25 protein-coding genes are annotated in these 24246 nt (G+C 61.9%); 11 read left to right on the forward strand and 14 right to left on the reverse strand.

The features are described 5' to 3' along the window. Window positions 1-64 precede the first annotated feature (64 nt). Window positions 65-1426, reverse strand: coding sequence for an ATP-binding protein (locus DBR44_RS13410; protein WP_233578550.1), 1362 nt, complete (start codon window positions 1424-1426; stop codon window positions 65-67). Continuing rightward, window positions 1423-2130, reverse strand: a complete 708-nt coding sequence (locus DBR44_RS13415) for a winged helix-turn-helix domain-containing protein (RefSeq protein WP_124644543.1) — start codon at window positions 2128-2130, stop codon at window positions 1423-1425. The genes DBR44_RS13410 and DBR44_RS13415 overlap by 4 nt, the downstream gene beginning before the upstream one ends. A gap of 167 nt (window positions 2131-2297) precedes the next feature. On the opposite strand from DBR44_RS13415, the gene DBR44_RS13420 reads away from it, so the two are divergent. Both DBR44_RS13420 and DBR44_RS13425 read left to right on the forward strand, forming a co-directional pair. Then, window positions 2298-4364 (forward strand): carbon starvation CstA family protein, encoded by a 2067-nt coding sequence (locus DBR44_RS13420; RefSeq protein WP_124644544.1) that lies wholly within the window; start codon window positions 2298-2300, stop codon window positions 4362-4364. After that, window positions 4357-4545: a YbdD/YjiX family protein gene (locus tag DBR44_RS13425; RefSeq protein ID WP_124644545.1), complete on the forward strand. Its 189-nt coding sequence runs from the start codon at window positions 4357-4359 to the stop codon at window positions 4543-4545. Before DBR44_RS13420 ends, DBR44_RS13425 begins: the two co-directional genes overlap by 8 nt. A 61-nt stretch (window positions 4546-4606) precedes the next feature. Here DBR44_RS13425 and DBR44_RS13430 read toward each other — a convergent pair whose 3' ends face one another. Beyond that, window positions 4607-5638: a YeiH family protein gene (locus DBR44_RS13430; protein WP_124644546.1), complete on the reverse strand. Its 1032-nt coding sequence runs from the start codon at window positions 5636-5638 to the stop codon at window positions 4607-4609. 177 nt (window positions 5639-5815) lie between these two features. Between DBR44_RS13430 and DBR44_RS13435 the strand changes: the two genes are divergently transcribed. After that, window positions 5816-6682, forward strand: a complete 867-nt coding sequence (locus tag DBR44_RS13435) for a LysR family transcriptional regulator (protein WP_124644547.1) — start codon at window positions 5816-5818, stop codon at window positions 6680-6682. A 68-nt stretch (window positions 6683-6750) separates the two neighbouring features. On the opposite strand, the gene thrB is transcribed toward DBR44_RS13435, so the two are convergent. From thrB to DBR44_RS13450, 3 genes are read right to left on the reverse strand one after another with little or no spacing between them, the layout of a single operon-like run. Next, window positions 6751-7689: a homoserine kinase gene (gene thrB / locus DBR44_RS13440; RefSeq protein WP_124644548.1), complete on the reverse strand. Its 939-nt coding sequence runs from the start codon at window positions 7687-7689 to the stop codon at window positions 6751-6753. A gap of 9 nt (window positions 7690-7698) precedes the next feature. Next, entirely contained in the window at window positions 7699-8019 is a 321-nt protein-coding gene (locus tag DBR44_RS13445; protein ID WP_124644549.1) for a DUF2782 domain-containing protein, read from the reverse strand. A gap of 27 nt (window positions 8020-8046) precedes the next feature. Next, window positions 8047-8775: a TIGR00730 family Rossman fold protein gene (locus tag DBR44_RS13450; protein ID WP_124644620.1), complete on the reverse strand. Its 729-nt coding sequence runs from the start codon at window positions 8773-8775 to the stop codon at window positions 8047-8049. A gap of 16 nt (window positions 8776-8791) precedes the next feature. Here DBR44_RS13450 and polA point away from each other — a divergent pair, with 16 nt between their 5' ends. From polA to DBR44_RS13480, 6 genes are all read left to right on the forward strand, one after another. Next, entirely contained in the window at window positions 8792-11578 is a 2787-nt protein-coding gene (gene polA / locus DBR44_RS13455; RefSeq protein ID WP_124644550.1) for a DNA polymerase I, read from the forward strand. Window positions 11579-11970: 392 nt separating this feature from the next. Continuing rightward, complete coding sequence (locus tag DBR44_RS13460; protein WP_158613622.1) at window positions 11971-12528, forward strand: GspH/FimT family pseudopilin; 558 nt, start codon at window positions 11971-11973, stop codon at window positions 12526-12528. Then, window positions 12521-12946 carry a prepilin-type N-terminal cleavage/methylation domain-containing protein gene (locus DBR44_RS13465; RefSeq protein WP_233578552.1) on the forward strand — a complete coding sequence of 142 codons (426 nt, stop codon included), beginning with the start codon at window positions 12521-12523 and terminating at the stop codon, window positions 12944-12946. The genes DBR44_RS13460 and DBR44_RS13465 overlap by 8 nt, the downstream gene beginning before the upstream one ends. A 7-nt stretch (window positions 12947-12953) precedes the next feature. Next, window positions 12954-13766 carry a PilW family protein gene (locus tag DBR44_RS13470; RefSeq protein ID WP_158613618.1) on the forward strand — a complete coding sequence of 271 codons (813 nt, stop codon included), beginning with the start codon at window positions 12954-12956 and terminating at the stop codon, window positions 13764-13766. Further along, window positions 13754-14443: a PilX N-terminal domain-containing pilus assembly protein gene (locus DBR44_RS13475; protein WP_158613619.1), complete on the forward strand. Its 690-nt coding sequence runs from the start codon at window positions 13754-13756 to the stop codon at window positions 14441-14443. The genes DBR44_RS13470 and DBR44_RS13475 overlap by 13 nt, the downstream gene beginning before the upstream one ends. After that, a complete protein-coding gene (locus DBR44_RS13480; protein WP_124644555.1) occupies window positions 14425-14862 on the forward strand; it encodes a type IV pilin protein in 438 nt (145 codons plus the stop codon). The genes DBR44_RS13475 and DBR44_RS13480 overlap by 19 nt, the downstream gene beginning before the upstream one ends. A 140-nt stretch (window positions 14863-15002) precedes the next feature. On the opposite strand, the gene DBR44_RS13485 is transcribed toward DBR44_RS13480, so the two are convergent. From DBR44_RS13485 to arsC, 5 genes are all read right to left on the reverse strand, one after another. Beyond that, complete coding sequence (locus DBR44_RS13485; protein WP_124644556.1) at window positions 15003-16538, reverse strand: DHA2 family efflux MFS transporter permease subunit; 1536 nt, start codon at window positions 16536-16538, stop codon at window positions 15003-15005. Between the two features lie 66 nt (window positions 16539-16604). Continuing rightward, window positions 16605-17750: an HlyD family efflux transporter periplasmic adaptor subunit gene (locus DBR44_RS13490; protein WP_124644557.1), complete on the reverse strand. Its 1146-nt coding sequence runs from the start codon at window positions 17748-17750 to the stop codon at window positions 16605-16607. 11 nt (window positions 17751-17761) lie between these two features. Next, window positions 17762-19189, reverse strand: a complete 1428-nt coding sequence (locus tag DBR44_RS13495) for an efflux transporter outer membrane subunit (RefSeq protein WP_233578553.1) — start codon at window positions 19187-19189, stop codon at window positions 17762-17764. A gap of 115 nt (window positions 19190-19304) precedes the next feature. Beyond that, the gene (locus DBR44_RS13500; RefSeq protein WP_124644558.1) at window positions 19305-19799 is read right to left on the reverse strand and encodes a MarR family transcriptional regulator; all 495 of its coding nucleotides are present in this window, start codon (window positions 19797-19799) and stop codon (window positions 19305-19307) included. Window positions 19800-19979: 180 nt separating this feature from the next. Beyond that, window positions 19980-20330: an arsenate reductase (glutaredoxin) gene (gene arsC, locus DBR44_RS13505; protein ID WP_124644559.1), complete on the reverse strand. Its 351-nt coding sequence runs from the start codon at window positions 20328-20330 to the stop codon at window positions 19980-19982. Window positions 20331-20612: 282 nt separating this feature from the next. Between arsC and DBR44_RS13510 the strand changes: the two genes are divergently transcribed. Continuing rightward, the gene (locus tag DBR44_RS13510; protein WP_124644560.1) at window positions 20613-21815 is read left to right on the forward strand and encodes a multidrug effflux MFS transporter; all 1203 of its coding nucleotides are present in this window, start codon (window positions 20613-20615) and stop codon (window positions 21813-21815) included. A 9-nt stretch (window positions 21816-21824) separates the two neighbouring features. Here the strand turns inward: DBR44_RS13510 and ybaK are convergent, their stop codons facing one another. Further along, window positions 21825-22307 (reverse strand): Cys-tRNA(Pro) deacylase, encoded by a 483-nt coding sequence (gene ybaK / locus DBR44_RS13515; protein WP_124644561.1) that lies wholly within the window; start codon window positions 22305-22307, stop codon window positions 21825-21827. A 100-nt stretch (window positions 22308-22407) separates the two neighbouring features. Here ybaK and DBR44_RS13520 point away from each other — a divergent pair, with 100 nt between their 5' ends. Further along, complete coding sequence (locus tag DBR44_RS13520; protein WP_124644562.1) at window positions 22408-22704, forward strand: antibiotic biosynthesis monooxygenase; 297 nt, start codon at window positions 22408-22410, stop codon at window positions 22702-22704. Here the strand turns inward: DBR44_RS13520 and DBR44_RS13525 are convergent. Together DBR44_RS13525 and msrP are read right to left on the reverse strand one after the other, a co-directional pair. Continuing rightward, complete coding sequence (locus tag DBR44_RS13525; protein WP_124644563.1) at window positions 22701-23321, reverse strand: sulfite oxidase heme-binding subunit YedZ; 621 nt, start codon at window positions 23319-23321, stop codon at window positions 22701-22703. The two genes, DBR44_RS13520 and DBR44_RS13525, sit on opposite strands and share 4 nt — an antisense overlap. A gap of 1 nt (window position 23322) precedes the next feature. Further along, entirely contained in the window at window positions 23323-24231 is a 909-nt protein-coding gene (gene msrP / locus DBR44_RS13530) for a protein-methionine-sulfoxide reductase catalytic subunit MsrP (RefSeq protein WP_124644564.1), read from the reverse strand. Between the last annotated feature and the right edge of the window lie 15 nt (window positions 24232-24246).

The raw sequence follows: 24246 nt of genomic DNA on the forward strand, positions 1-24246 counted from the left end.
GGCCAAGATAAAGCGGCCAGTCTGTCAGTTTCCTGTCACAGGATTGTGACAGGCTGTGACTCTTTCAGCTGAGGGCAATGCGCAGGGTCAGCCGTGCACCACCCAGCGGGCTCTTGCTGGCAAAGGCATTGCCGCCGTGATGCTCGGCAATCAGCCTGACATAGGACAGTCCCAGACCGTAGCCGCCAGTGGCGCGGTCGCGGCTGCGGTCCAGCCGGCGGAAGGGTTCGAAAATCCGCTCCCAGTCCTGCGGCGGAATGCCGTGGCCATCGTCGTCGACATGAATCTCCAGCATGTTGCCATGGCGCTCTACCACCAGATGCACCTGGTGCTGGGCGTATTTGAAGGCGTTCAGCAGCAGGTTGCGGCTGGCGACATAGATCAGCTTGCGGTCAAAGGTGGCCTGGCCGCGCGCGCAATCCATGGAGAGATTGAGGGTGGCCGGCTTCAGCGGGTTGACCAGATCGAGCAGGTCGTCGAACCAGTCGTACAGATCGACCTGCTCCCGTTGCAGGATGGATTCGCCCCGGTTGAGCTTGGCGTACTCCATGCTGGCGGTGATCAGTTCTTCCAGTTCCTGCATGTCGCGTTCCATGCCGTCGCGGTAGCGCTGACGTTCGGCCTCGTCCTCTTCTTCTTCCAGCATGGTCAGGCCAAAACGCAAACGGGCAATGGGGGTGCGGATTTCATGCGCCACGGCGTGGCTCATGGCCTGATGCATTTCCAGCAGCCGCTCCAGCCGGGCCGCCATGCTGTTGAGGGCGGTGGACAAGGGGGCGAACAGCCGGCTGTGCGCCTGTGGCGTGCGCACATGGAAGTCTCCGTTGGCGAACAGCTCGGCGGCGTCGCGTACCGACACCAGATCGCGCCACATCGGCCGCAGGTAAAAGTAAATCAGCAGCCCCAGCGTGCTGCCGGTAAACAGGATCCACAGCAGCAGCACTTCGATGTCTTCGGTGATCCAGCCGCTGTCATTGCTGTTGCTGGTGGCATCCAGCGGCCCCATCAACACCATGCGGTGCTCGTCCCGCAGCGGGATGTAGAGCAGGTTGTTGTCGAAATCGAGATAGGTTTTGCCGGCAGCGAAGTTCTGCCGGCTGTCGGGGTCGAGGTCGGCCGGTGGCTGGGCGATCAGCTTGACCGGATAGCTGAAATGGCGGGTCAGTTGCGGCAGGATGTGCGCGCGTCCTGCAGGTGGCACCCGCTCCAGTTCCTGCACCAGCAGCGAGGCGGGACCATCCAGCATGCGGCGGGCATTTTCGCTGTCGCTATTCTGGTACAGCTTGCCCAGCATGAAGGCGAAACCGATGATGATGGCCAGCTCGGCGGCCATGGCGATGATGAAATAGCGGGCAAACAGCGTAGCCAGCGAGGTTTTGCCCAGGCGCTGTTTCTTGTCTGTTCGCAACAGGGGGAGTCTCATCATTCCCAATCACTACGGGAAAACAGGTAGCCCTTGCCGCGCACGGTCTTGATGCGGGTGGGCGAATCGGGGCTGTCGCCCAGTTTCTTGCGCAGGCGCGAGATGCGGGCATCGATGGAGCGGTCCAGCCCGTCAAAGCCGATGCCGCGCAGCTCGTTCATGATGTCGTCGCGCGACAGCACCTGGCCGGCATGGCTGGCCAGCAGCCACAGCAGGTCGAATTCGGCAGTGGTCAGTTCCATTTCTTCGCCGGAAAGATAGGCGGAACGCGTGCCCTGGCTGATGTTGAACTGGCCGAACACCAGTTCATCGTTGTCGCCACTATTGCTGCTGTCGCCATCATCGACGCCACGGCGCAGCAGGGCGCGCACCCGTGCCAGCAGGCGGCGTGGCTCTACCGGCTTGGCCAGATAGTCGTCGGCCCCCAGTTCCAGCCCGAGGATTTCGTCCACGTCCTCATCCCGCGCCGTCATGATCAGGATGCGGCCGTGATAACGCAGCCTGACCTCGCGGCAGACATCGAAGCCTTCTTTGCCCGGCAGCATCACATCCAGAATCACCAGGTCTGGCCGGGTGTCCAGAATCACATCGGCGGCGGTATCGCCGCGACCATGCAGGCTGACCTGATAACCGTGTTTGCCAAGGTAGGCGGAGATCAGCTGCGCCAGATGAATGTCGTCTTCGATAATCAGAATGTGGGGTGTCATGCCATGCCTGCGAAAATCAATGGGGGAAATAGTATCACCATGTATGGCATGGCTGGCATCCGGCTTGTATTTCCCGGTTTATGCGGACAGAATCGACGCTGCACATACAAAGCAGTCAGGCCGGCTTCAGCAGCGGCCCATGATCAACCAAGGACAGAGAAAATTACATGCAACGCTTAAAGGAATGGGCAATCTGGATTGCCGTGGCCCTGGCGGGCGCCGTCGCTTTTGCCGTGGTGGCACTGAATCGCGGCGAGCCGGTCAATGCCATCTGGCTGGTGGTGGCCGCGGTGTCGGTGTATTCCATCGCTTACCGTTTTTATGGCCGCTTTATTGCCAAGACCGTGCTGGAGCTGGATGCCAAACGGCTGACTCCGGCAGAACGGCACAATGACGGCCTGGATTACGTGCCGACCAACAAGTGGGTGGTGTTTGGCCATCACTTCGCCGCCATTGCCGGGGCGGGGCCGCTGGTGGGGCCGGTGCTGGCTGCGCAGATGGGCTATCTGCCGGGCACGCTGTGGATTCTGATCGGCGTGATGCTGGCCGGTGCAGTACAGGATTTCCTGGTGCTGTTCCTGTCCATGCGCCGCGACGGCAAGTCGCTGGGTGAAATGATCCGGCTGGAGCTGGGGCCGATTCCCGGGGTGATTGCCTCCATCGGCATCCTGATGATCATGATCATCCTGCTGGCGGTGCTGGCGCTGGTGGTGGTCAAGGCGCTGACTGGCAGCCCGTGGGGCAGCTTCACTATTGCCTGCACCATTCCGATTGCCCTGTTCATGGGTATCTATACCCGCTATATCCGCCCGGGCAAGATTGGCGAGATATCCGTCATCGGCTTTGTCCTGCTGATGCTGGCCATTGTCTACGGTGGCGATGTGGCCAAGAGCGCCACGCTGGCACCGCTGTTCACCCTGCAGGGCACGACGCTGGCCTGGGTGCTGATCGGCTACGGCTTTGTGGCCTCGGTACTGCCGGTGTGGCTGCTGCTGGCTCCGCGTGACTACCTGTCCACCTTCCTCAAGATCGGCACCATCATCGGTCTGGCCATCGGCATCCTGATCGTGGCACCGAACCTGCACATGCCGGCGCTGACCAAGTTCATCGACGGCAGCGGCCCGGTATTCGCCGGCAACCTGTTCCCCTTCCTGTTCATCACCATTGCCTGCGGTGCCGTGTCCGGTTTCCACGCGCTGGTGGCCTCGGGAACCACGCCCAAGCTGATCGAGAACGAAACCCACGCCCGCGTTATCGGCTACGGCGCCATGCTGATGGAAAGCTTTGTCGCCATCATGGCGCTGATCGCCGCCTGCGTGCTGGACCCGGGTGTGTACTTCGCCATGAACAGCCCGGCCGCCGTCATCGGCAAGACCGCAGTGGATGCGGCGCAAGTCATTTCCAGCTGGGGCTTTGTCATCACCCCGGATGTGCTGACGCAAATGGCCAAGGACGTGGGCGAATCCACCATCCTGTCACGCGCCGGTGGCGCACCGACGCTGGCCGTGGGCATGGCGCATATCCTGTCCGGCGTGATCGGCGGCAAGACCATGATGGCCTTCTGGTATCACTTTGCCATCCTGTTTGAAGCGCTGTTCATCCTCACCACCATCGATGCCGGTACCCGCGTGCTGCGCTTCATGATTCAGGATCTGCTGGGCATTTTCATCAAGCCCATGGCCAATACCGAGTCCTGGGGAGCCAACCTGATCGCCACCGGCCTGGCCGTGGCGGGCTGGGGTTACTTCCTGTATCAGGGTGTGGTCGATCCGCTGGGTGGCATCAACACCCTGTGGCCGCTGTTTGGCATTGCCAACCAGATGCTGGCCGGCATTGCGCTGATCCTGGCCACCGTGGTGCTGATCAAGATGCAAAAACTGCGCTATGTGTGGGTGACTGCGGTCCCCACCATCTGGCTGCTGATCGTTACCCTGGTGGCCGGCTGGCAGAAGCTGTTCCACGCCAGCCCCAAGATCAGCTTCCTGGCCCATGCCAACAAGTTCTCCACCGCTGCGGCCAAGGGTGAAGTGCTGGCCCCGGCCAAGAGCCTGGCGCAAATGCAGCAGATCATCTTCAATGATTATGTGGATGCCACGCTGACTGCCATGTTCATTGCCGTGGTGGTGGCCATGCTGGTGTTCTCGGTCAATGTCATCCGCAAGGCGCTGGCCGTGAAGTGGGTCACCACCAAGGAAGTGCCGGCGGTCTATCGTCAGGGAGAAGCCAATGTCTGAGTTGTTGCGCCAGCTGGCCGAGGCAGCCCGGCTGATGGTGGGGGTGAAAGACTACGACAAGTATGTCGCTAGCCGCCGCCGTTGCAGCCCCAATGCCCCGGTCATGAGTCGCGAGGCCTTTTTCGCCCACTGCCAGAGCGAGCGTTACGGTGGCAAGTCGATGAAAAAGTGCCCGTGCTGATTTCCAGTCAGCCATAGCAAAACCGCCCGAATCCGGGCGGTTTTTTATTGCACGTAGTGTTTCAGATCAGGTGAACCAGATAGCTGATGCCGCTATTGATCAGCGTGCCGCCAATCAGCAGCCAGGCAAACAGGGCGCTGGCCAGCCACATCGGCTTGCTGCCGGCGCGGCGGATGGCGGAAAAGTGCGTGGTCAGGCCCAGGGCACCCATGGCCATGGCCAGCAGCAGATTATCCAGCGCAATCAGCTGGGCCACCCAGGCTTGCGGCAGCCAGTGCAGCGAATTGAAACCGGCCATGGCCAGAAAGCCCAGGGCAAACCACGGAATGGTGATGCGGCGCGCCTCCTTGCTGCCAGATTGGTGGCGACGGGCCAGCCAGGTCGACAGGATCACCAGAAACGGTGCCAGCATCATGACCCGGATCATCTTGGTAATCACCGCGCTGGTAGCGGCCTGCTCGCTGACCGCACGGCCGGCGGCCACGGCCTGTGCCACTTCATGCACGGTGGAACCGGTAAACACGCCATAGGCAAATTCGGATACGCCGAGTGTCTGGACCAGTGAGAACAGCAGGGGGTACAGAAACATGGCCAGGGTGCCGAAGACCACTACCGTGGCTACTGCCACCGCTACTTTTTCAGCATGTGCCTTGAGCACGGGTTCGGTGGCCAGGATGGCGGCTGCGCCGCAGATGGAGCTGCCGGCCCCGATCAGGATGACGCTTTGCTCGTCCAGCCCCAGCTTGCGCCGGCCCAGCCAGAAGGCCAGCAAAAAAGTGGAGCTCAGCACGCAGGCATCGATCAGGATGCCGCTGATGCCGACTGCGGCGATGTCCTGAAACGTCAGCTTGAAGCCGAACAGAATGATGCCCAGGCGCAGGATCTGGCCCTTGGCAAAGGTGACGCCGCTGTGGCTGGGCAGGGCGATGCGCGGATAGATGGTGTTGCCGAGCACCATGCCGCCGACGATGGCAATGGTTAGCGCCGACAGGCCCAGCTGGCTGAACCAGGGCAGTGCGGCGGCATGGAGCGAACCCAGTGCCAGAACCAGGACCAGCAGCAGGCCGGGTGTGTGCTGACGTAGTGTGTTCATGATGAGCTACCTGCAAGAAGTGAGGGCGCTTTGCCCCGATGTCTGAACGATACGCCGCCGCATTAAAGTTGAAAAACGGATAAAATATCTGAAAACAATTAGAAAAATTAATATATTGAGTGGGGTGCAATCCGGCTGGCCACCTTGTCTGGTGAGCAGCCGCAACAGGAGCGGCAGATGGCATTGCGTTTGAGCTTGCGCGAACTGGAAGTATTTGTGGCGGTGACCGAGCAGGGCACGGTCACCGCGGCGGCCGAGCAGGTGGCACTGACCCAGTCAGCCGCCAGCCAGGCATTGGCAGCCCTGGAAACCGGGCTGGCTGCGCCCCTGTTCGACCGCGTGGGACGGCGGCTGGTGCTGAACGAACACGGCCGGCTGCTGCTGCCGCGAGCCCGCGCCATGCTGGATGCGGCGCAGGATATGCAGCGCTTGTTCAATAGCCAGGCGGCGATGCATGTGCGGCTGGCTGCCAGCACCACCATTGCCAATTATCTGCTGCCGGAACAGATTGCCCGTTTCCAGTTGCAGCAGCCGCAGGCCAGGGTGGAATTGCTGGTGGCCAATACTGCCGACGTGGTCGAGGCAGTAGCCGGCTTCAAGGTGGACATGGGGTTCATCGAAGGGCCCTGCCACCATCCGGACATCGTGGTCGAGCCATGGCAGGACGATATCCTGGTGGTGTTTGCCGCCGCCAGCCATCCGCTGGCGCAGGGGGCAGTCAGCCTGTCACAGCTGGCGCAGGCGCAGTGGGTATTGCGCGAAAGCGGTTCCGGCACGCGCGAGGAAGTGGAGCGCTTGTTGCTGCCGCATGTCGGTGGCTTTGCCCAGGTGATGGAAATGGGCCATTCCGAAGCCATCAAACGGGCTGTGGCCGCCGGGCTGGGAGTCAGCTGCCTGTCCTTGCATGTGGTGCGCGAGCTGCTGGACAGCGGGCAGGTGGTGGCGGTACTGGCCCCGCTGCCCACCTTGCATCGCACCCTGTACCGCATTCATCACAAGGACAAGAGCCAGACGCGCGGCATGCTGGCGTTCAACCGGATGTGAAGCTGCCGTGGGCAGGGTGTGCGCATGGCAGCTTCCGCTAGCGGCAGCGCACGGCTGCCGGCAGCTTCTTACAACCAGAAGTCACTGCGCTGGCGATGGGCTTCCACCAGACGCTGGAATACCTTCGGGTCCTTGGTGTAGGTCAGCTCGCCAGCCATGGGCTGATAGAGGTCGAGCAGGCGCGAGGTCCAGAAACGCAGTGCAGCGGCACGCAACATCACCGGCCAGGCGCGCACTTCCTCGGCCGTCAGTGTGCGTACCAACTGGTAGCCAGCCAGAAAGGCAGTGGCCCGTTCCGGACAGATGCTGCCGTCTTCCAGCCGCGTCCAGTCGTTGAAGGCAATGGCGACGTCGTACAACAGGATGTCGTTGCAGGCGTAGTAAAAGTCGATGAAGCCGGCAATCTTGTCACCGTCCATCAGCACATTGTCCTTGAACAGGTCGGCATGGATCACGCCGCTGGGCAGGTGGTCGAAGCGGTGCTGGTCCTGAAACTGGATTTCCTGGCGCAGGCTGGCCGCGTCGGCCTCGTCCATGAAGGCATACATGGCGCTGGCAGTTTCGCTCCACCAGCGCGGGCCACGCGGATTGGCCATCTTGTGCGGGAAGGTGGTGCTGGCCACATGCATCTGGGCCAGCATTTCACCCACGGCCCGGCATTGCACGGCGCTGGGCTGGCTGATGTCGGCACCGGACAGGCAGCTCACCAGACAGGCCGGTTTGCCGGCCAAGAGCGAGGCAAACTGGTCGGTGTGATCGGCCAGCGGTGCCGGGCAGGCCACGCCGTGACGCGCCAGATGGCTCATCAGCGTCAGGTAGTAGGGCAGTTCTTCCAGCTTCAGGGTTTCGAAGATGGTGAGGACGTAACGGCCATGCGTGGTGGTGACAAAGTAATTGGTATTGGTGACGCCAGCGGCAATGCCCTTGAGTTCGACCAGCTGGCCGAGCGCATAGCGGCTCAGCCAGCTTTGCATCATGTCATCGCTGACGGTGGTGTAAACCGACATGCCTGTTCCTCAGAAGCGCTTGAGAACCCATTGCGGGATGATGATGCGGCGATTCGGGTCCACCTGCTTCATGCTGCCATTGCCCTCTTCATCCATCAGGTAATAGGGAAAACCGATGGAGGGGGTCACTTTCATCATGTAGAGCTGACCATTGAGGCGGTATTCCTCGATCTTGTCGTCGCCACGCTGGATGATGCGTACTTCCGGCTCGGCCGTGCCGGCGGCATCCTGCGAAATGGTGGGCGGCGGCGGGATGGTGGCGGGGGCCGGTGTTGCGGCCCAGGCGGCCGACAGCGGCAGCAGGGCGAGTAGGGCAAGGAAGCGGCGCATGATGATGGGTCCTTGGTGACTGTGTCGTTACAGGTTGAGCAGTTTTTCGCGTTCTTCCGGCAGAGCCTCGAAGCCGCGGGTTTCGTAGTGCTTGAAAATGGTTTCCACGATCTGGCTGGGGTCGTCGATCAGCTGGATCAGGTTCACGTCGTCAGGGTTGATCATACCTTCTTTTACCAGATGGTTTTTTACCCAGTCGATCAGACCGGTCCAGAATTCGCTGCAGCACAGAATGATGGGGATGGGGCGCGACTTGCCGGTCTGGATCAGCGTCAGCGCCTCGAACATTTCATCCAGCGTGCCAAAGCCGCCCGGCATCACCACATAGGCAATGGCATGCTTGACGAACATGACCTTGCGGCTGAAAAAGTGGTTGAACTTGATCGACAGATCCTGGTATTCGTTGGGCTTTTGTTCGTGTGGCAGCACGATGTTCAGCGCCACTGACGGGCTCTTGCCATAAAAAGCGCCCTTGTTGGCGGCTTCCATGATGCCGGGGCCGCCACCGGAAATCACCGAGAAACCGGAATCAGAAAGAAGCCGGGCCACTTCCTCGGTCAGCTTATAATAGGGATGGTCGCGCGGAGTGCGGGCGCTGCCGAAGATGCTGACTGCCGGCGTGATGCCTTGCAGTTCTTCGGCCGAGTCGACAAACTCCGACATGATCTTCATCACGTGCCACGCCTCGCGCGAGCGGAAGCGCTGCATCATGTCGTAACGATCACTGGTCTGCGGCAACTTATCGGACAAGCTCATCATTCGCCCCTCTTCTATGAAAACATTGTTATTGATCGACGGCTCTTCCTACCTGTATCGTGCCTTTCACGCGATGCCCGATTTGCGTTCTCCGGATGGCCGGCCCACCGGGGCGGTTTACGGCATGGTCAACATGCTGCGCCGGCTGGAGAAAGAGGTGCAGTTCGATTATAGCGCCTGCGTTTTCGACGCTAAAGGCAAGACTTTCCGCGATGAGTTGTACCCGGAATACAAGGCCAACCGGCCTTCCATGCCGGAAGAGCTGGCCGCACAGATTAAGCCGGTGCATGAGGTGGTGCAAGCTTCGGGCTGGCCGCTGCTGATGGTGGACGGCGTGGAAGCCGACGATGTCATCGGCACGCTGGCCCGGATGGGCGAGGCGGCGGGCTTCCAGGTCATCATCTCCACCGGTGACAAGGACATGGCCCAGCTGGTGACGCCGCAGGTCGCGCTGGTGAATACCATGACCAATGAAAACCTGGATCAGGCCGGGGTAAAAGAGAAATTCGGCGTGCCGCCGGAACGCATCATCGACTACCTCACCCTGATCGGCGACAAGGTGGACAACGTCCCCGGCGTGGACAAATGCGGCCCCAAAACGGCAGTGAAGTGGCTGGAAGAATACGGCACGCTGGATAACATCATTGCCAATGCCGAAAAAATAGGCGGCAAGGTGGGCGAGAACCTGCGTGCCGCACTGGACTGGCTGCCGCGCGGCCATGAGCTGATCACCATCAAGTGCGATGTCGATCTGCAGCAGGAAATGCCCTATGGCCTGAACAGCCTGCAGCACGGGGTGAAAGATCGTCCGCGCCTGGCCGAACTGTTCAAGGACCAGGGCTTCCGCACCTTTTACCGCGAAATGACCGAAGGGGAGGATGCCCCGGTCAGCAGCCCGCTGGCTGTGGATACCCCGGTCGCCGCCCCCGGTCATACCGACGACCTGTTTGCTGGCGAAGCGGCAGCCGTAGCCGTCACGCCGCCTGCCAGCGCCATCAGCCGCCAGTACCACACCATTCTGGATGAGGCCGCACTGGCGCTGTGGCTGGACAAGTTGGGCAGCGGCGCGCTGGTGTCGCTGGACACCGAAACCACCAGCCTCGACCAGATGCAGGCGCACATCGTTGGCATCAGCTTTGCCCTGCAGGCTGGTGAAGCAGCCTACCTGCCGCTGGCGCACCACTATGCCGGCGCACCGCAGCAACTGGCGCTGGATGACGTATTGGCCCGACTCAAGCCCTGGCTGGAAGACGCCAGCAAGCCCAAATGCGGCCAGAACCTGAAGTACGACCGCCACGTGTTTGCCAACCATGGCATTAGCCTGGCCGGGGTGATGGACGACTCCATGCTGGCTTCCTATGTGCTGGAAAGCCACCAGCGCCACAATATGGATGACCTAGCGGCGCGCCATCTGGGCGAAACCACGGTCAGCTACGAAGACATCTGCGGCAAGGGTGCCAAGCAGATCGGCTTTGCCGAAGTGGATGTCGACACTGCCGCCAATTACGCGGCGGAAGATGCCGACATCACCCTGCGGCTGAACCAGTACTTTGCGCCGCAACTGAGCGGCCGGCTGGGCGAAATCTACCGCGACATCGAATTGCCGGTGGCCGAGGTGTTGTTCCGCATGGAACGCAATGGTGTGCTGATCGACCGTGAGCAACTGGCGGCGCAGAGCCATCAGCTGGGTACGCAAATGCTGCAGCTGGAAAGCCAGGCCTATGAGTTGGCTGGCCAGCCTTTCAACCTGAACTCGCCCAAGCAGCTGCAGGAAATCCTGTTCGGCAAGCTGGGCATTCCCACCAAGGGCATCAAGAAAACCCCGTCCGGCGGTTTTTCCACCGATGAATCGGTGCTGGAAACCCTGGCGCTGGATCACCCCCTGCCCAAGTGCATCCTGCAATATCGCGGCCTGGCCAAGCTCAAGTCCACCTATACCGACAAGCTGCCAACCCTGATCAACCCGGACACCGGCCGGGTGCATACCAATTACTCGCAGGCCGTGGCGATTACCGGGCGCTTGGCCAGTTCCGACCCTAACCTGCAAAACATTCCGGTGCGTACCGCCGAAGGCCGCCGCGTGCGCGAGGCCTTCATCGCCAAGCCGGGCCACAGCATCGTCAGTGCCGACTATTCGCAGATCGAGCTGCGCATCATGGCCCATCTGTCCGACGACGAAGGCATGCTGGCGGCCTTTGCCAGTGGCGAGGACATCCACAAGGCCACTGCCGCCGAGGTATTTGGCGTGGAACTGGGGCAGGTGAGCAGCGAGCAGCGCCGCGCGGCCAAGGCCATCAACTTTGGTCTGATCTACGGCATGAGCGCCTTTGGCCTGGCAGCCCAGCTGGACATCGAGCGCAGCGCCGCCCAGCAATACATCGACCGCTATTTCATGCGTTATCCGGGCGTGGCCGAGTATATGCAGCGCACCCGCGAAAGCGCGCGCGAGCACGGCTATGTGGAAACCGTGTTCGGCCGCCGCCTGTATCTGCCGGAAATCAGGCTGTCCAATCCGGCACGTCGTGCCGGGGCCGAGCGCGCCGCCATCAATGCGCCGATGCAAGGCACCGCCGCCGACCTGATCAAGCTGGCGATGATCGCGGTACAGCACTGGCTGCAGCAGGACGGCCTGTCCAGCCTGCTGATCATGCAGGTGCACGATGAACTGGTGCTGGAAGTACCCGCCGCCGAGCTGGAACTGGTCAAACAGAAATTGCCGCAGATCATGGCCGGCGTGGCCGCGCTGAAAGTGCCCTTGTTGGCTGAGGTGGGGGCGGGCGACAGCTGGGAAGCGGCACACTAGTCCCAGCCAGTTTGAGGCAACAGAAAAGCCACCGGTTTCGGTGGCTTTTCAGATGGTTGGCAACCCCCTCTCGCTTTCTTTCTAGAAAGCGAGGCTCCCTTGCAGGGCAAGGGCGGGGGAAGGGGAATAGATGGGAAGGCTGCGGAATCTATAAGTTAACCGGAAGGCCCGGCTTTGCCGGGTCCTGTGAAATCGTACTAAATAACTTTGTCAGCAGCCTGAAAAGCCACCGTCGCCGGTGGCTTTTTCTTTGCTTGATCCGGGCAGGAATGACGGTACATCAGAGAATTCCGCGCTGATCTCAGCACAAGCCACAAGCCGGCACGGGTATGGCGGAGCAGGATGTCCAGTCCTGCCCATCATTTGCTGGCGCTCACGGAGGTGGCCTGCCCATGTCCCGTTCTGTTGCTTGCCGCCGCGGTGGCGGTTTTACCTTGTACGAATTGTTGATCGTGCTGGCGGTCAGCGCGATCTTGCTGGGCCAGACACTGCCAGCCATGCAGAACATGCTGGAGCGGCAGCGCTTGCTGGCCCGTGGCCAGCTATTGCAATCCGGCCTGCAATTGGCGCGCAGCGAGGCCATTCGCGGCAATCGCACCGTGTGGGTGTGCGCGCTCAATAGCAAGGTCAATCTGGAGATTCAGGGCTGCCAGCCTGGCACTGCCTCTGCCGGCAACTGGGGCGAAGGCATGCTGGTGTTTGCCGATGCGCCATCCCGGCCCAATGGCCGCTACGACAGCGGCGAGCGGCTGCATCACCTGCTGTTCAACAGCGCCAAGGTACAGCTCAGTGCCAATCGACAGGATTTTGCCTTTACCGCCCACGGTCGCCTGCACAGCGGTCCGGTGCCGCGTTTTCACTTGCGCACCCCCGGTGGCCAGTGTCACAGCTTGCTGTTGCAGCCCAGCGGCAAGGCGCAATGGTGTAGCCAGGACAACTGCTGTGGCTAGGCGGGTGCCCAACCGGGGTTTCAGTCTGGTCGAGGTGATGCTGGGCTTGCTGATCCTGCTGTTTGGCCTGCTCAGCCTGTCTGGCATGGCCGGGCAGAGTTTGCGGCAGTTACGCGCCAGCGATGCCGACAGCCGGCTGTTGCTGGCCAGTCTGAATCTGGCTGAAGCCATGCAGGCTGATCGGCAGCAGGCGCAGCCGTCCGGCAATGGCGGGTCATACGCCCGTGCCGCGTTGGGGCAATTACAGCAGGAGGCAGACCTGCTATGGCCGGATGGCCAGCGGATAAGCCCCTTGCTCTGTCGCCATGCTGGGCCTTTGCCGGCAGTGCCACCGGTGGCTGGCTGTCAGGCCAGCGGCAGGCTATGGCTGTTGCAGCCGGCCGCAGCGTCGGGGCCTTTGCCCCTGGCGCTGGAGTAGGCAGCAGATGTCGGCGCCGCGTGGGTTCTCGCTGGTGGAGCTGATGCTGAGCATGTTGCTGGGGCTGCTGCTATGCGGTCTGTTGTGGCAGAGCCTGCAGGCCGCATTGCAGAGTCGCAGCTTTGCCAGCGCCCGGCTGGCATCACAACAGGAAGCACGTTTTGTGCTGCAACAACTGGCGCGTGATCTGCGCATGGCCGGCAGTTTTGCTTGCGCCGGCCCGGCGCAGTGGCCAGGGAGCGGGACGCTGCTCATGCCACAGGCAGGAGAGGGCGTGCTGAGCCTGAGCTATGGCGATGGCGGTATCGCCCTGCTGGCCGAGCCGGTCGATAGCAGCAGCCAGATTAGCCGCTTGCGCTTGCTGCAGCCGGCACCGGCCTGGCCGCCAGGGCAGTTTCTGCTACTGGCCAGCTGCCGCCGTATCGATTTGCTGACGCTGGATACTGATGTTTTCTTGCGGCAGCAGGATGGGTCATCCTGGTTGCAACTGGCTCCCGGCAGCCCGCTGCTGGCACACATGGCCGAGCATCATCTGCCATCACTCGAATTACTGGCCTTGCAGCAGCGTCATTACCGGCTGGGCCAGGGCAGTACGGCGGGCGAGTTGTGGCTGGAGCAGAACGGTCAGCCGGCGCTATGGCTGGCCAGCGGCATTGCCAGCTTGCAGCTGCTGGCAGAAACGCTGCCAGCCTGTCCGGGCGGTGCGCCCCGGCAGTGGTGGACCTTGCAACTGGGCATGCGCCAAGCCAGCGGCAGCACCACTGCCACGCCGTATCGCTTGCAGCTGATGAGCCGGGCGGGGTCTGCATGTCTGGCCTGAGTCGTCCGCGCGCGCGTGGGGTGGTCTTGGTGACGGCCTTGCTGTTGCTGCTGTTGATGAGCGCGCTGGTGCTGGGACTGAGCCGGCTACTGCGGGATGAGCAGCGCATCGGCAGCCAGCTGGATGATGCCCAGCGCGCCTTTCAGTTGGCTGAGCTGGGCTTGCAGGCGGGTGAGCAGGCCTTGACCAGGCTACCGCTGGCTGCGCAAGTGGCCGGTATGAGCCGCAATGCGCTGCGGCAGGCCGATGCGCCGTTTACCCTGTCCTGTCGGCAGCCGGCCAATCCCGCGGGTTGGCAGCAGGGCTTATGCCTGTCGGCAACGTTGGCCGGCCAGGAAATCGCCCCACCCTGGCAAAGGCTGGATGAGGCCGGCGTGGCTTTGCTGCATCCTTGTGGCGCGGCATTGCGGCTGGTGCTGCAGCCCATCGCGACGGCGGGACGCTGCCCGGCGGTGACCACCGGGCCATGGTTCTGGAGTGACCCGCATTATCTGCTCGAGCTGCTGGACCCGCAGTATGTGGATGGCGAACAACGGGGCCTGCTATTGCGGGTGACTGCGCGTGGCTGGGGCCGTTTGCCGGATAGCGCGGTGACCTTGCAAAGCCATGTGCTGCTGTTGCCGGATGCCACGGGCAGCCTGCGTAGCCGGAGGCTGGCATGGCGCGAATTACGCTGAACTGCAAGCGCAGCGGCTTCAGTCTGCTTGAATTGCTGACGGTGCTGGCCATGCTGTCGCTATTGCTGCTGATGGCCCTGCCATTGTGGCGGGGGCATGTGCTCCGGCTACACCAGGCCGAAGCCAGGGTGGCGCTGCTGCAGGCCAGCCACTTCATGGAGCAGTGGCGCAGCGAGCATGGCCGCTATACCGAAGGCAGCGGCCACTGGCCGACCTTGCCGGTGACGGCGACCAGCCATTACCAACTCAGCTTTGGTGCGCAGGATGGCAATGCGCGGGCCGACAGTTTCCAGTTGCGTGCCATTCCCAAACCAGAAGAGGCATGGCTGGGCGAGGAAATGCTGGTGCTGGATCAGGACGGCAATATCCGGCTGTGTGCCGACAACGATGCCGGCCAGTTGCGCTGCCGGGTGGATTAGCCTGGCTTGGTGGCGCAGACGAACAAGGCCCGCATGGTGCGGGCCTTGTTTTTACAGACGGTTTGAGAGTAGCTAACAAGAGCGTAGCGTCTCTGGGGCAAGGAGGTGCAACGCAGCAGCAGGGTTTTTGTTAGCGGCTCTTAATGCGCCCCGCTGTCGGCTGCGCCGCTGGACGTGAAAGGCGGTCGGGCAAACCACACCAGGCCAATCAGCGCGACAAACATGATGCCGAACAGCCAGAACACCTCGTTCACGCCAATCAGCGAACCTTGGCGGGTAATCTGCAGCGCCGTGTAGGCCTGCTGCTGGCTGGTGGACATGCCGGTACTCTCCAGCAGGCGAAACCACATCAGGCTGGCCTGATCGTATAGCGTCACATGCTGGGTCAGCTGGGCGTGGTGCAAGGCTTCGCGCCGGTCCCACAGCGTGGTGGTGATCGAGGTGCCGATACTGCCGGCCAGAATGCGCAGGAAGTTGGACAGGCTGGAGGCACTGGCAATCTGATCCGGGCGCAAGCCGGACAGGGTGATGGTGGTCAGCGGCATGAAGAAGCAGGCCACGCCGATACCCTGGATGAACTGCGGCCATACCACATAGGCGAAACTCATGTCGGTATTGAAGGTGCTGCGCCAGAAGAAGCACAGGGCATAGATGCTGAAGCTGATGGTGACCAGCCAGCGCATGTCCAGCCGGTGCGCGTTCTTGCCGATGATGGGCGACAGGAATACCGGCAGGATGCCGATGGGTGCCGCGGCAAGGCCGGCCCAGGTGGCGGTATAGCCCATCTGGGTTTGCAGCATCAGCGGCAGCAGCACCACCGCGCCAAAGTACAGCATGAAGCCCAGGCTGATGGCGACGGTGCCGACGGTGAAGTTGCGTTTGGCAAACAGGGTGAGGTCGACAATGGGGTGTTTTTCCCCCAGCTCCCAGATCACCAGATAAACCAGCGACACTGCCGATACGATGGCCAGCACCACGATTTCGGTGGAGTTGAACCAGTCCAGCTCCTTGCCCCGGTCCAGCATCATCTGCAGCGCGCCCACGCCCACGATCAGCAGTGCCAGGCCCAGCTTGTCGATGGGCTGGCGCACCAGGCCGGTTTCCCGTTCTTTCAGGATCTTCCAGCTGATGAAGGCAGCAGCCACCCCCACCGGCACGTTGATGAAGAAGATCCAGCCCCAGTGCCAGTTATCACTGATGACACCACCCAGAATCGGGCCGAATACCGGTGCCACGATCACCGTCATCGCCCATAGCGCCAGCGCCAGCCCTTTCTTGGCTGGCGGGTAGCAGGACATCAGCAGGCTTTGCGACAGCGGAATCATCGGGCCGGCTACCGCGCCTTGCAGCACGCGGAACAGAATCAGCATTTCCAGGCTGTTGGCCATGCCGCACATCCACGAGGTGAGCACGAACAGCAGGGTGGAAATGGTAAACAGCTTGACTTCGCCCACCTGCTTGGCCAGCCAGCCGGTCAGCGGCACGGCGATGGCATTGGCCACGCCGAACGAGGTAATGACCCAGGTGCCCTGGCTGGTAGCGGCACCGAGGTTGCCGGAGATGGTGGGTAGTGCCACGTTGGCAATGGTGGTGTCCAGTACCTGCATGAACACCGACATCGACAGCGCCAGCGTGATCCACACCAGGCGCGAACCTGACAGTGGTGGATGAGTCATGACGGAAAGTCCTCAAGACGGCGCTGCCGGCGCGGCATGTTGCCGCAGCCGGTAGCGGCCGGGAGATTACTGGGCGTTGGCGGCCAGCAGGCTGGCGACCAGTTCGTCAGCCTGTTTCAGGTCTGGCGTCAGGGCATGGGTTTCCTGTGCCGGGGTGGTGCGCGGCGCATCAGCCAGGGAAGCGCCATCCTGCTTGGAGATGTCGACCACGGCATCCACCGACAGGCCCACGCGCAGCGGGTGTTCCTTCAGCTCCTTGGGGTCAAGCTGGATACGTACCGGCACGCGCTGCACCACCTTGATCCAGTTGCCGGTGGCGTTTTGCGCCGGCAGCAGCGAGAAGGCACTGCCGGTGCCGGCCGACAGGCCCTGCACCTTGCCGTGATAGCTCACCTTGCTGCCGTACAAGTCGGCCGTCAGCTCCACGTCCTGGCCGATACGGATCTTGGCCAGCTGTACTTCCTTGAAGTTGGCATCCACCCATACGCTTTCCAGCGGAACCACCACCATCAGCGGCGTGCCGGCGGCCACGCGCTGGCCGACCTGTACATTACGGCGGGCTACATAGCCGGAAACCGGTGCCTTGACCTCGGTACGCTGCAGCGCCAGCCAGGCTTCCTTCAGCTTGCTGGCGGCACGTTGTACGTTTGGCTGCTTGGCCAGTACGTCCTTGCCTACCAGGGCTTCGGTGGCCTTGGCCTGTTCGCGGGCGGCGTCCAGCGCGGCCTTGGCGGTGCTGACCGCATCGCGGGCATGGCCCAGTTCTTCGCTGGAGATGGCATCGGAGCCGGCCAGGGTTTCACGGCGCTTCAGATCGGCCTGGGCTTTGCCCAGTTCGGCTTCGCGCACGGCAACCTGGGCGGCCAGTTGCTGGGTGCTGGTCATCAGCTGGCGGGTTTCGCGCACGGTCTGGGCAAATTCATTGCGGGCGCGCTCGAAGGCCAGCTTGGCATCGCTGTTGTCAAAAGCCACCACGGTCTGGCCGCTGTTGACGCGGTCGGTATCTTCGGCGGCAATCTTCACCACGGTGCCGCCCACTTCCGGGGTCAGTTGCACCATGTGGCCGGCGACATAGGCGTCGTCGGTATTTTCCTGATGGCTCAGCACCAGGCCCCAGTAGGCACCGTAGCCGATGGCCAGGGCGGCGATGATGCCGGTGGCGACAAAAAGATTGCGTTTGCGGCTTTTTGCCGTCTCGATCTGCTTATCCATGATGGGTGTCCTTAGCGGGCTTGTTGGGTGGTTTCACTGGTGGCGAAACCCCCGCCCAGTGCGGTATTCAGTGCGGCCCAGGCCAGGCGGTTGGCCGCGGTGGCGTCGACCTTGCCGGCTTGCTGGTTGAGGTCGGCTTCCTGTGCATCCAGTACGGCCAGCTTGTTGACCAGACCGGCCTTGAAGCGCAGCACGGTGGAGTCGGAGGCCTTGCGGCTCAGCTGTGTCGCCTGGTGGGCGTCGGACAACTGGCTGGCGGTTTTCTGCCAGGTGGACAGGCTGTCTGCCGCATCGCGCAGCGCATCCAGCACGGTCTGGTTGTAGTTTTCCACCGCGATGTCGTAGCGGGCGCGGCTGGAAGCCAGATTGGCCTGCAATGCGCCGGAGGTGAAAATCGGCAAGTGAATGGCCGGGGTGATGCCGACGATCTTGGAGCCGGTATTGAACAGATTCGAGGTTTCCAGTGCCGACTGGCCGATAAAGGCCGACAGCGAAACATTGGGGTAGAACTCTGCCTTGGCCGCCTTGACTGACTGGTTCATGGCCTCCACACGCTCACGCTGGGCCACGATGTCCGGGCGCTGGCTGAGGATGTCCAGCGTCAGTGCTGCCTCGGGCAGGGCCGGAGCAGGGCGTAACTGGCCGGGCTTGAGGCTGGACAATGCATTGGGCGGCTGACCGGTCAGTGCCGCCAGCGCATGACGGGCATGGTCGGCATCGTTGGCCAAGGCACTGCTCTGCTGGCTCAGGCGCTTGAGCTGGATTTCACGCTCACGCAGGCTGTCGCCGGGTAGCAGGCCGGCGGTGACGCGGGCATGGGTCAGTGCCAGCTGGCTTTGTGCCAGTTGCTGGCGTGCCTGCAGCAGCCGGGCTTGTTCCTGGATGCGTTGCAGGCTGGTGTACTGGGCAATCACCGCCTGGGTGATGACCAGGCGAGCCTGCTGGCCTTCCAGGGCGATGGCTTGCTGGTTGCCCAGCGCGGCTTTTACCGCGGCGCGGTGCTTGCCCCAGAAGTCGATTTCCCAGCTGGCACCCAGCGACATGGTATAGACGTTGTAGTAGTTGCCACCGATGGGCGGCGGCAGCAGGCCGTACAGCGAATAGCGCTCACGGTCGAGATTGGCACTGGCCTCGACTTGCGGGCCTTCCTTGCTTTGGGCCATGCCCACGGCGCTGCGTGCTTCACGCAGGCGGGCATCGGCCACTTTCAGCGACGGCGCTTGCTGTAGTGCGGTGTCGATCAACTGGTTGAGCGCCGGATCATTCAGTTGCTGCCACCAGCCGGCGTGTACCTGGCTGGCTGCATGCTCGCCCAACTGCAGCTGGGTCGCAGACAGCGGCCGGGCCGGGTTGGTGTCGTCGCCGAAACCGGCGCAGCCACCCAGCATGGCGGTAAGCATCAGCAGGCCGGCGGTCTGCTGCCAATTGGGTTTATTCACCTTGTGGGTCTCCAGATTCCATCATGATGATTGATGGTGTGATAGTCACTCAAGTTATTATTTGTGCGCAGCATGACAGCCACTCGGGTGGCCATCTGCTTGCAGCGGCCGCGCTTCAGCCGCCCAGCCTGGCCAGCAGTTTGCGCATCATCTTTTCCATCAGCTGCCGTTCCTCGTCGTCGAAGTCCTGCCACAGTGCGCGATGGCTGGCGCGGGAGATTGGCAGCAGCTCTTCCACCAGTGCCAGGCCCTTGGCCGTCAGTTCCAGGCCGATCTTGCGGCGATCTTTGGCACAGGGAATCCGCGTGGCCCAGTCTTTGCGCACCAGTTCGTCGACAATGCGCGTGGCATTGGTGCGCGAGGAGTCGAGCGTATCGCTGATGTCGGACGGAAACAGGTTTTGCTGCGGGCAGGCATACATGGCCAGCAGCGACATCCACAGCGACTCGTTGAGGCCGTATTCCTTCATGCCCTCATTCAGATAACAGGTGAGGCGCGGCATGATGTGGTAGTACAGCCGCGTGAGAATCACTTCCTGGCGCGGCACGCCGGGAAAGCGGTTTTCGATGCGGTCGACTGCCTGTTCCAGATGATGGAATGATTTGTTCATGGAAGGCATTTTAGTAACGGGCGTTATTATTTTTCAAGTTATTATTTGGATCAAAGTCATTGCGCCGAGGCTTCGCTGTAGCTTTACTACGACAAATGAGCGGCCAGGCCAATGAAAAACACCAGGCTGAAGTGCCTGGTGTGGTGTCTGATCGTGGGGTGAATCGGGTAGGCCGGTGGCTTAGCGATTCAGCAGGCTGAGTACCTTTTCGGGCGGACGGCCGACCACGGCCATGTCGGCGCTGACGGCAATCGGGCGCTCGATCAGCATGGGATTGTCCACCATGGTTTCGATCAGTGACTCGCGCTCCAGCGTGATGTCGTCCAGGCACAGGGTTTCGTATTCCTCTTCCTTGGTGCGCAAGAGGTCACGCGGTTCCAGTTGCAGCAGGGTGAGGATATGGTCCAGTTCTGCTGCGGTCGGTGGGTGTTTCAGGTACTCGATCACTTCGACCTCGGCACCGGCTTCTTGTAGCAGTGCCAGGGCCTCGCGCGATTTGGAACAGCGCGGGTTATGGTATAGACGGATCATGCATGGTCTCCCTTTTGATTATGGTGGGGCAGGAAGAGGGTGCTGCCGCACTCGGTGGTGCAAGGCAGGGCCGCGCTGCGCCGCCAGGGCGCGGCGGGTTGGGTCAGCAACTTCCATCTTAGGCAGAAAACTTTTTCTTTGTGTAGTGTTGATCGCGCGCCGCGTATCTCTGTTTTCGCCCGGCGCGCATTCTCGCCCAGCCAGCCGCACTCGCCAAGGGTTTGGCTTTGTGCGGGCCGGGCGGTAACATGGGCCGCCCCCACCTGTTCTTATCGGATTTTCATGTCGCACTCCGCCCGCAGCCATTTCGGTTTGGCCATGTTACTGGCGGCCCTGTCCACGCTGGGCCCCTTCTCGATCGACACCTTTTTGCCTGCCATGCAGGCCATCGGCCAGTCCTTGTCCGCTTCGCCGCTGCAAATGCAACAAGCCCTGACTGTCTACCTCTTGTGCTATGCGGTGATGATGCTGTGGCACGGCTCGATTTCCGATGCCATTGGCCGCCGGCCGGTGGTGCTGGCCACCACCTTGCTGTTCAGTCTGGCCTCGCTGGGCTGTGCGCTGGCCCCCTCACTGGGCTGGCTGCTGTTGTTTCGTGGTTTGCAGGGGCTGTGTGGCGGGGCCGGGCTGGTGGTGGGGCGGGCCATCATCCGCGACAAACTGGATGGTGCCGAGGCGCAACGGCTGATGTCGCAGGTGACCATGCTGTTTTCACTGTCGCCGGCCATTGCGCCGGTGGTGGGCGGCTGGTTGTTTGGTGCTTTTGGCTGGCACTCCATTTTCGTGTTCATGGCGCTGATCGGCCTGGCGCTGTTCGGGATGAGCTGGTTTGCGCTGGACGAAACCCATCACGCCCATTTGCGTACGCCGCTGGCCTGGCGCTCGCTGCTGCAAAATTATCTGGAGGTCTTGCGCAAGCGCGATTTCCAGTTGCTGGCGGCTGCCGTGTCCTGCAATTTTGCCGGTTTCTTTCTGTATATCCCGTCGGCACCGGTGTTTCTGCTGCAACACCTGCATCTGCGGCCGGACCAGTTTTTGTGGATGTTTGGCCCGGCGGTGTCCGGCATCATGTTCGGCGCTTTTTTGTCCGGCAAGATGGCCGGCCGACGCGGAGCGCGTGAAATCGTCACGCTGGGCTATGTGCTGATGTTTGCCGCGGCCACGGCCAATCTGGCCTACAACCTGCTGGCGCTGCAGGCGGCCATGCCGTGGGCGGTGTTGCCGCTGGCGCTGTACACCACCGGCATGTCGCTGGCGGCACCGTCCATCACGCTCAACCTGATGGACCAGTTTCCGGCGCTGCGTGGCACGGTGTCATCCTTGCAGGGCTTTTTGCAGACCATGCTGTCCAGCATCGTGGCCGGCGTGGTGGCCCCGCTGGTGTGGGGCAGCACCCTGAACCTGGCCTGGTGCATGGCGGGGTTTCTGCTGCTGGGTTTTGTCTTCCGCAGCGCCTATCGCCGCCGTATCAACCGCGCCGCTTGAGTGGCTTGATCAGGCCGATGCCTGTACCAGCACCGGTTGCAACACGCGGATGACTTCCTGCGGTGCAATGCCGATCAGAAAACCGCGTTTGCCACCATTGATGTAAATGCGTGGCAGCTGGGCAATGCTGCTTTCCATATAGACCGGCATGGGGTGGCGGGTGCCGAAGGGGCTGGTGCCACCCACCTGGTAGCCGCTGTGCTTGTCGGCGGTTTTCGGGTCGCAGGGGCTGACCTTTTTCACGCCGATCTGCTTGGCCAGCATGCCGGTGCCCACCTCGCGGTCGCCGTGCATCAGTACGATCAAGGGCCGCTTCTGCTCGTCTTCCATGATCAGCGTCTTCACCACGCAATGCTCGTCCACACCCAGCTCGCGCGCCGACACCGTGGTGCCGCCCTTGTCTTCGTATTTGTACAGATGCTCGCTGTACTCCACCTTGTGTTCGCGCAGCACGCGAATGGCCTGGGTGACCGGCGTCTTTTCCTTGGACATATCCGTCTATCCACTGCAAAAGCGCTACTTTAGTGGCTGCGGCGATCAACTGCAAACCGTGTGGCTTGTGGCATGCTGAGGTTTTAAGCAGGGAACTGTCATGATTCTGGAAGCCGCCATGCTGCAGGTGAAAGCCGGCATGCAGCAGGAGTTCGAAGCCGCCTTTGCCCAGGCGCAAGCCATTATTGCCAGCATGCTGGGTTATCGCTGGCACCAGTTGCAACGCTGTCTGGAAGTCGAGGGCAAATACCTGCTGCTGGTGGGCTGGGACAGCGTGGCCGCGCATGAGCAGGGTTTTCGTCAGTCAGCGGCTTATCAGGAGTGGAAACGGCTGCTGCATCATTTCTATCAGCCGTTTCCGGTGGTGGAACATTTCCAGCAGGTGCTGCCGGTTTAAGGCTGCCGTAGCCGCCGATATAAGCGCCAGCCCAGCAACACCGCCAGCACGCTGCCATACAGCAGGGGCTGGGTCAGGTCTTTTTTCACCAGCCACCAGTAATGCAATACCCCCAGCAGTGCGATCGGGTAAATCAGCCGGTGCAACCGCCCCCAGTTGCGCTTGAGCCGGCGCATCCAGCCCTGGGTGGAGGTGATGGCCAGCGGTGTCATCAGCAGCATGGCGGCAAAGCCGACGGTGATGAAGGGCCGCTTGGCGATGTCGTGCAGCATGCCGGGCCAGTCAAAGAACTGGTCCAGCCAGATATAGGTGGTGAAATGCAGGCTGCCGTAAAAGAAGGCATACAGCCCCAGCATGCGGCGCAGGCGCAGCGGCCAGCTCCAGCCGGAAAGCTGGCGCAAAGGGCTGATGGCCAGGGTGATCAGCAAAAAGCTCAGCGTCCAGGTGCCGGTGGAGCGGGTGATGAACTCCACCGGATTGATGGCTGCGCCGGACAGCACGATCCACGCCGCGCGGGCCAGCGGCAGCAAGGCCAGCAGGAATACGGCGATTTTCAGCCAGTTGAAGCGGACAGGCTGGCGGCTGGTGGCAGGGTTTTTCATGCGCAGGGTGGTCATGTCAGAAATTCCGCCGCAGGTCCATGCCGCGATACAGGCTGGCGACCTGATCGCCATAGCCGTTGAATGGCAGGGTTTTGCGCTTGAGGAATTCACCGATGCGCCGTTCGCTGGCCTGGCTCCAGCGCGGGTGGTCTACATCTGGATTCACATTGGAATAGAAGCCGTATTCGCGGGCATTGGCCATATTCCAGCTGGTGGCCGGCATCTGCTCCTGCAAATGAATGCGCACGATGGACTTGATGCTCTTGAAGCCATACTTCCACGGCACCACCAGGCGGATGGGCGCGCCGTTCTGGTTGGGCAGTACATCGTTGTAGAGGCCGACGGCCAGAATGGTGAGCGGGTGCATGGCTTCGTCCATGCGCAGGCCTTCGCGGTAAGGCCAGTCCAGCACGCGGCTGCGCTGGCCGGGCATCTCGGCCGGGCGCTGCAGGGTTTCAAAGGCCACGTATTTGGCGCGTGAAGTGGGGGCGACCTGTTTGAGCAGGCTGGCCAGCGGAAAGCCTATCCACGGAATCACCATGCTCCAGCCTTCCACACAGCGCAGGCGGTAGATGCGTTCTTCCAGCGGCTGCTTCAGCAGTTCTTCGATGCCAAAGCTGCGCGCCTTGCCCACTTCGCCATCCACCACCACATTCCACGGCCGGGTTTTCAGGCTGCCGGCATACATCGCCGGCTCGCTCTTGTCGGTGCCGAATTCGTAGTAGTTGTTATAGGTGCTGATCTCTTTCAGGCTGTTGGGCTTGTCCGCGCTGGACAGCGGGCTTTTCTTGCCCGCCAGTGCGGCCAGGGTTTCACCGGACAGCAGCAGCCCGGCACTGCCCAGCATGAACTGGCGGCGATTGAAATAGACGCCTTCGGGGGTGATTTCCGAGGGGGCGATGTCGGCAGGTTTCTGGATGAGCATGATGGTTTCTCCGGT

Source organism: Aquitalea sp. FJL05, from assembly GCF_003852595.1.
Classification (GTDB): Bacteria; Pseudomonadota; Gammaproteobacteria; order Burkholderiales; family Chromobacteriaceae; genus Aquitalea; species Aquitalea aquatilis.

What these genes read in the sequence shown, in the direction of transcription:
- DBR44_RS13410 (WP_233578550.1), bottom strand. Translation starts at nt 1,426, where the DNA reads ATGATGAGACTCCCCCTGTTGCGAACAGACAAGAAACAGCGCCTGGGC.
- DBR44_RS13415 (WP_124644543.1), bottom strand. Translation starts at nt 2,130, where the DNA reads ATGACACCCCACATTCTGATTATCGAAGACGACATTCATCTGGCGCAG.
- DBR44_RS13420 (WP_124644544.1), top strand. Translation starts at nt 2,298, where the DNA reads ATGCAACGCTTAAAGGAATGGGCAATCTGGATTGCCGTGGCCCTGGCG.
- DBR44_RS13425 (WP_124644545.1), top strand. Translation starts at nt 4,357, where the DNA reads ATGTCTGAGTTGTTGCGCCAGCTGGCCGAGGCAGCCCGGCTGATGGTG.
- DBR44_RS13430 (WP_124644546.1), bottom strand. Translation starts at nt 5,638, where the DNA reads ATGAACACACTACGTCAGCACACACCCGGCCTGCTGCTGGTCCTGGTT.
- DBR44_RS13435 (WP_124644547.1), top strand. Translation starts at nt 5,816, where the DNA reads ATGGCATTGCGTTTGAGCTTGCGCGAACTGGAAGTATTTGTGGCGGTG.
- thrB (WP_124644548.1), bottom strand. Translation starts at nt 7,689, where the DNA reads ATGTCGGTTTACACCACCGTCAGCGATGACATGATGCAAAGCTGGCTG.
- DBR44_RS13445 (WP_124644549.1), bottom strand. Translation starts at nt 8,019, where the DNA reads ATGCGCCGCTTCCTTGCCCTACTCGCCCTGCTGCCGCTGTCGGCCGCC.
- DBR44_RS13450 (WP_124644620.1), bottom strand. Translation starts at nt 8,775, where the DNA reads ATGAGCTTGTCCGATAAGTTGCCGCAGACCAGTGATCGTTACGACATG.
- polA (WP_124644550.1), top strand. Translation starts at nt 8,792, where the DNA reads ATGAAAACATTGTTATTGATCGACGGCTCTTCCTACCTGTATCGTGCC.
- DBR44_RS13460 (WP_158613622.1), top strand. Translation starts at nt 11,971, where the DNA reads ATGTCCCGTTCTGTTGCTTGCCGCCGCGGTGGCGGTTTTACCTTGTAC.
- DBR44_RS13470 (WP_158613618.1), top strand. Translation starts at nt 12,954, where the DNA reads ATGTCGGCGCCGCGTGGGTTCTCGCTGGTGGAGCTGATGCTGAGCATG.
- DBR44_RS13475 (WP_158613619.1), top strand. Translation starts at nt 13,754, where the DNA reads ATGTCTGGCCTGAGTCGTCCGCGCGCGCGTGGGGTGGTCTTGGTGACG.
- DBR44_RS13480 (WP_124644555.1), top strand. Translation starts at nt 14,425, where the DNA reads ATGGCGCGAATTACGCTGAACTGCAAGCGCAGCGGCTTCAGTCTGCTT.
- DBR44_RS13485 (WP_124644556.1), bottom strand. Translation starts at nt 16,538, where the DNA reads ATGACTCATCCACCACTGTCAGGTTCGCGCCTGGTGTGGATCACGCTG.
- DBR44_RS13490 (WP_124644557.1), bottom strand. Translation starts at nt 17,750, where the DNA reads ATGGATAAGCAGATCGAGACGGCAAAAAGCCGCAAACGCAATCTTTTT.
- DBR44_RS13500 (WP_124644558.1), bottom strand. Translation starts at nt 19,799, where the DNA reads ATGAACAAATCATTCCATCATCTGGAACAGGCAGTCGACCGCATCGAA.
- arsC (WP_124644559.1), bottom strand. Translation starts at nt 20,330, where the DNA reads ATGATCCGTCTATACCATAACCCGCGCTGTTCCAAATCGCGCGAGGCC.
- DBR44_RS13510 (WP_124644560.1), top strand. Translation starts at nt 20,613, where the DNA reads ATGTCGCACTCCGCCCGCAGCCATTTCGGTTTGGCCATGTTACTGGCG.
- ybaK (WP_124644561.1), bottom strand. Translation starts at nt 22,307, where the DNA reads ATGTCCAAGGAAAAGACGCCGGTCACCCAGGCCATTCGCGTGCTGCGC.
- DBR44_RS13520 (WP_124644562.1), top strand. Translation starts at nt 22,408, where the DNA reads ATGATTCTGGAAGCCGCCATGCTGCAGGTGAAAGCCGGCATGCAGCAG.
- DBR44_RS13525 (WP_124644563.1), bottom strand. Translation starts at nt 23,321, where the DNA reads ATGACCACCCTGCGCATGAAAAACCCTGCCACCAGCCGCCAGCCTGTC.
- msrP (WP_124644564.1), bottom strand. Translation starts at nt 24,231, where the DNA reads ATGCTCATCCAGAAACCTGCCGACATCGCCCCCTCGGAAATCACCCCC.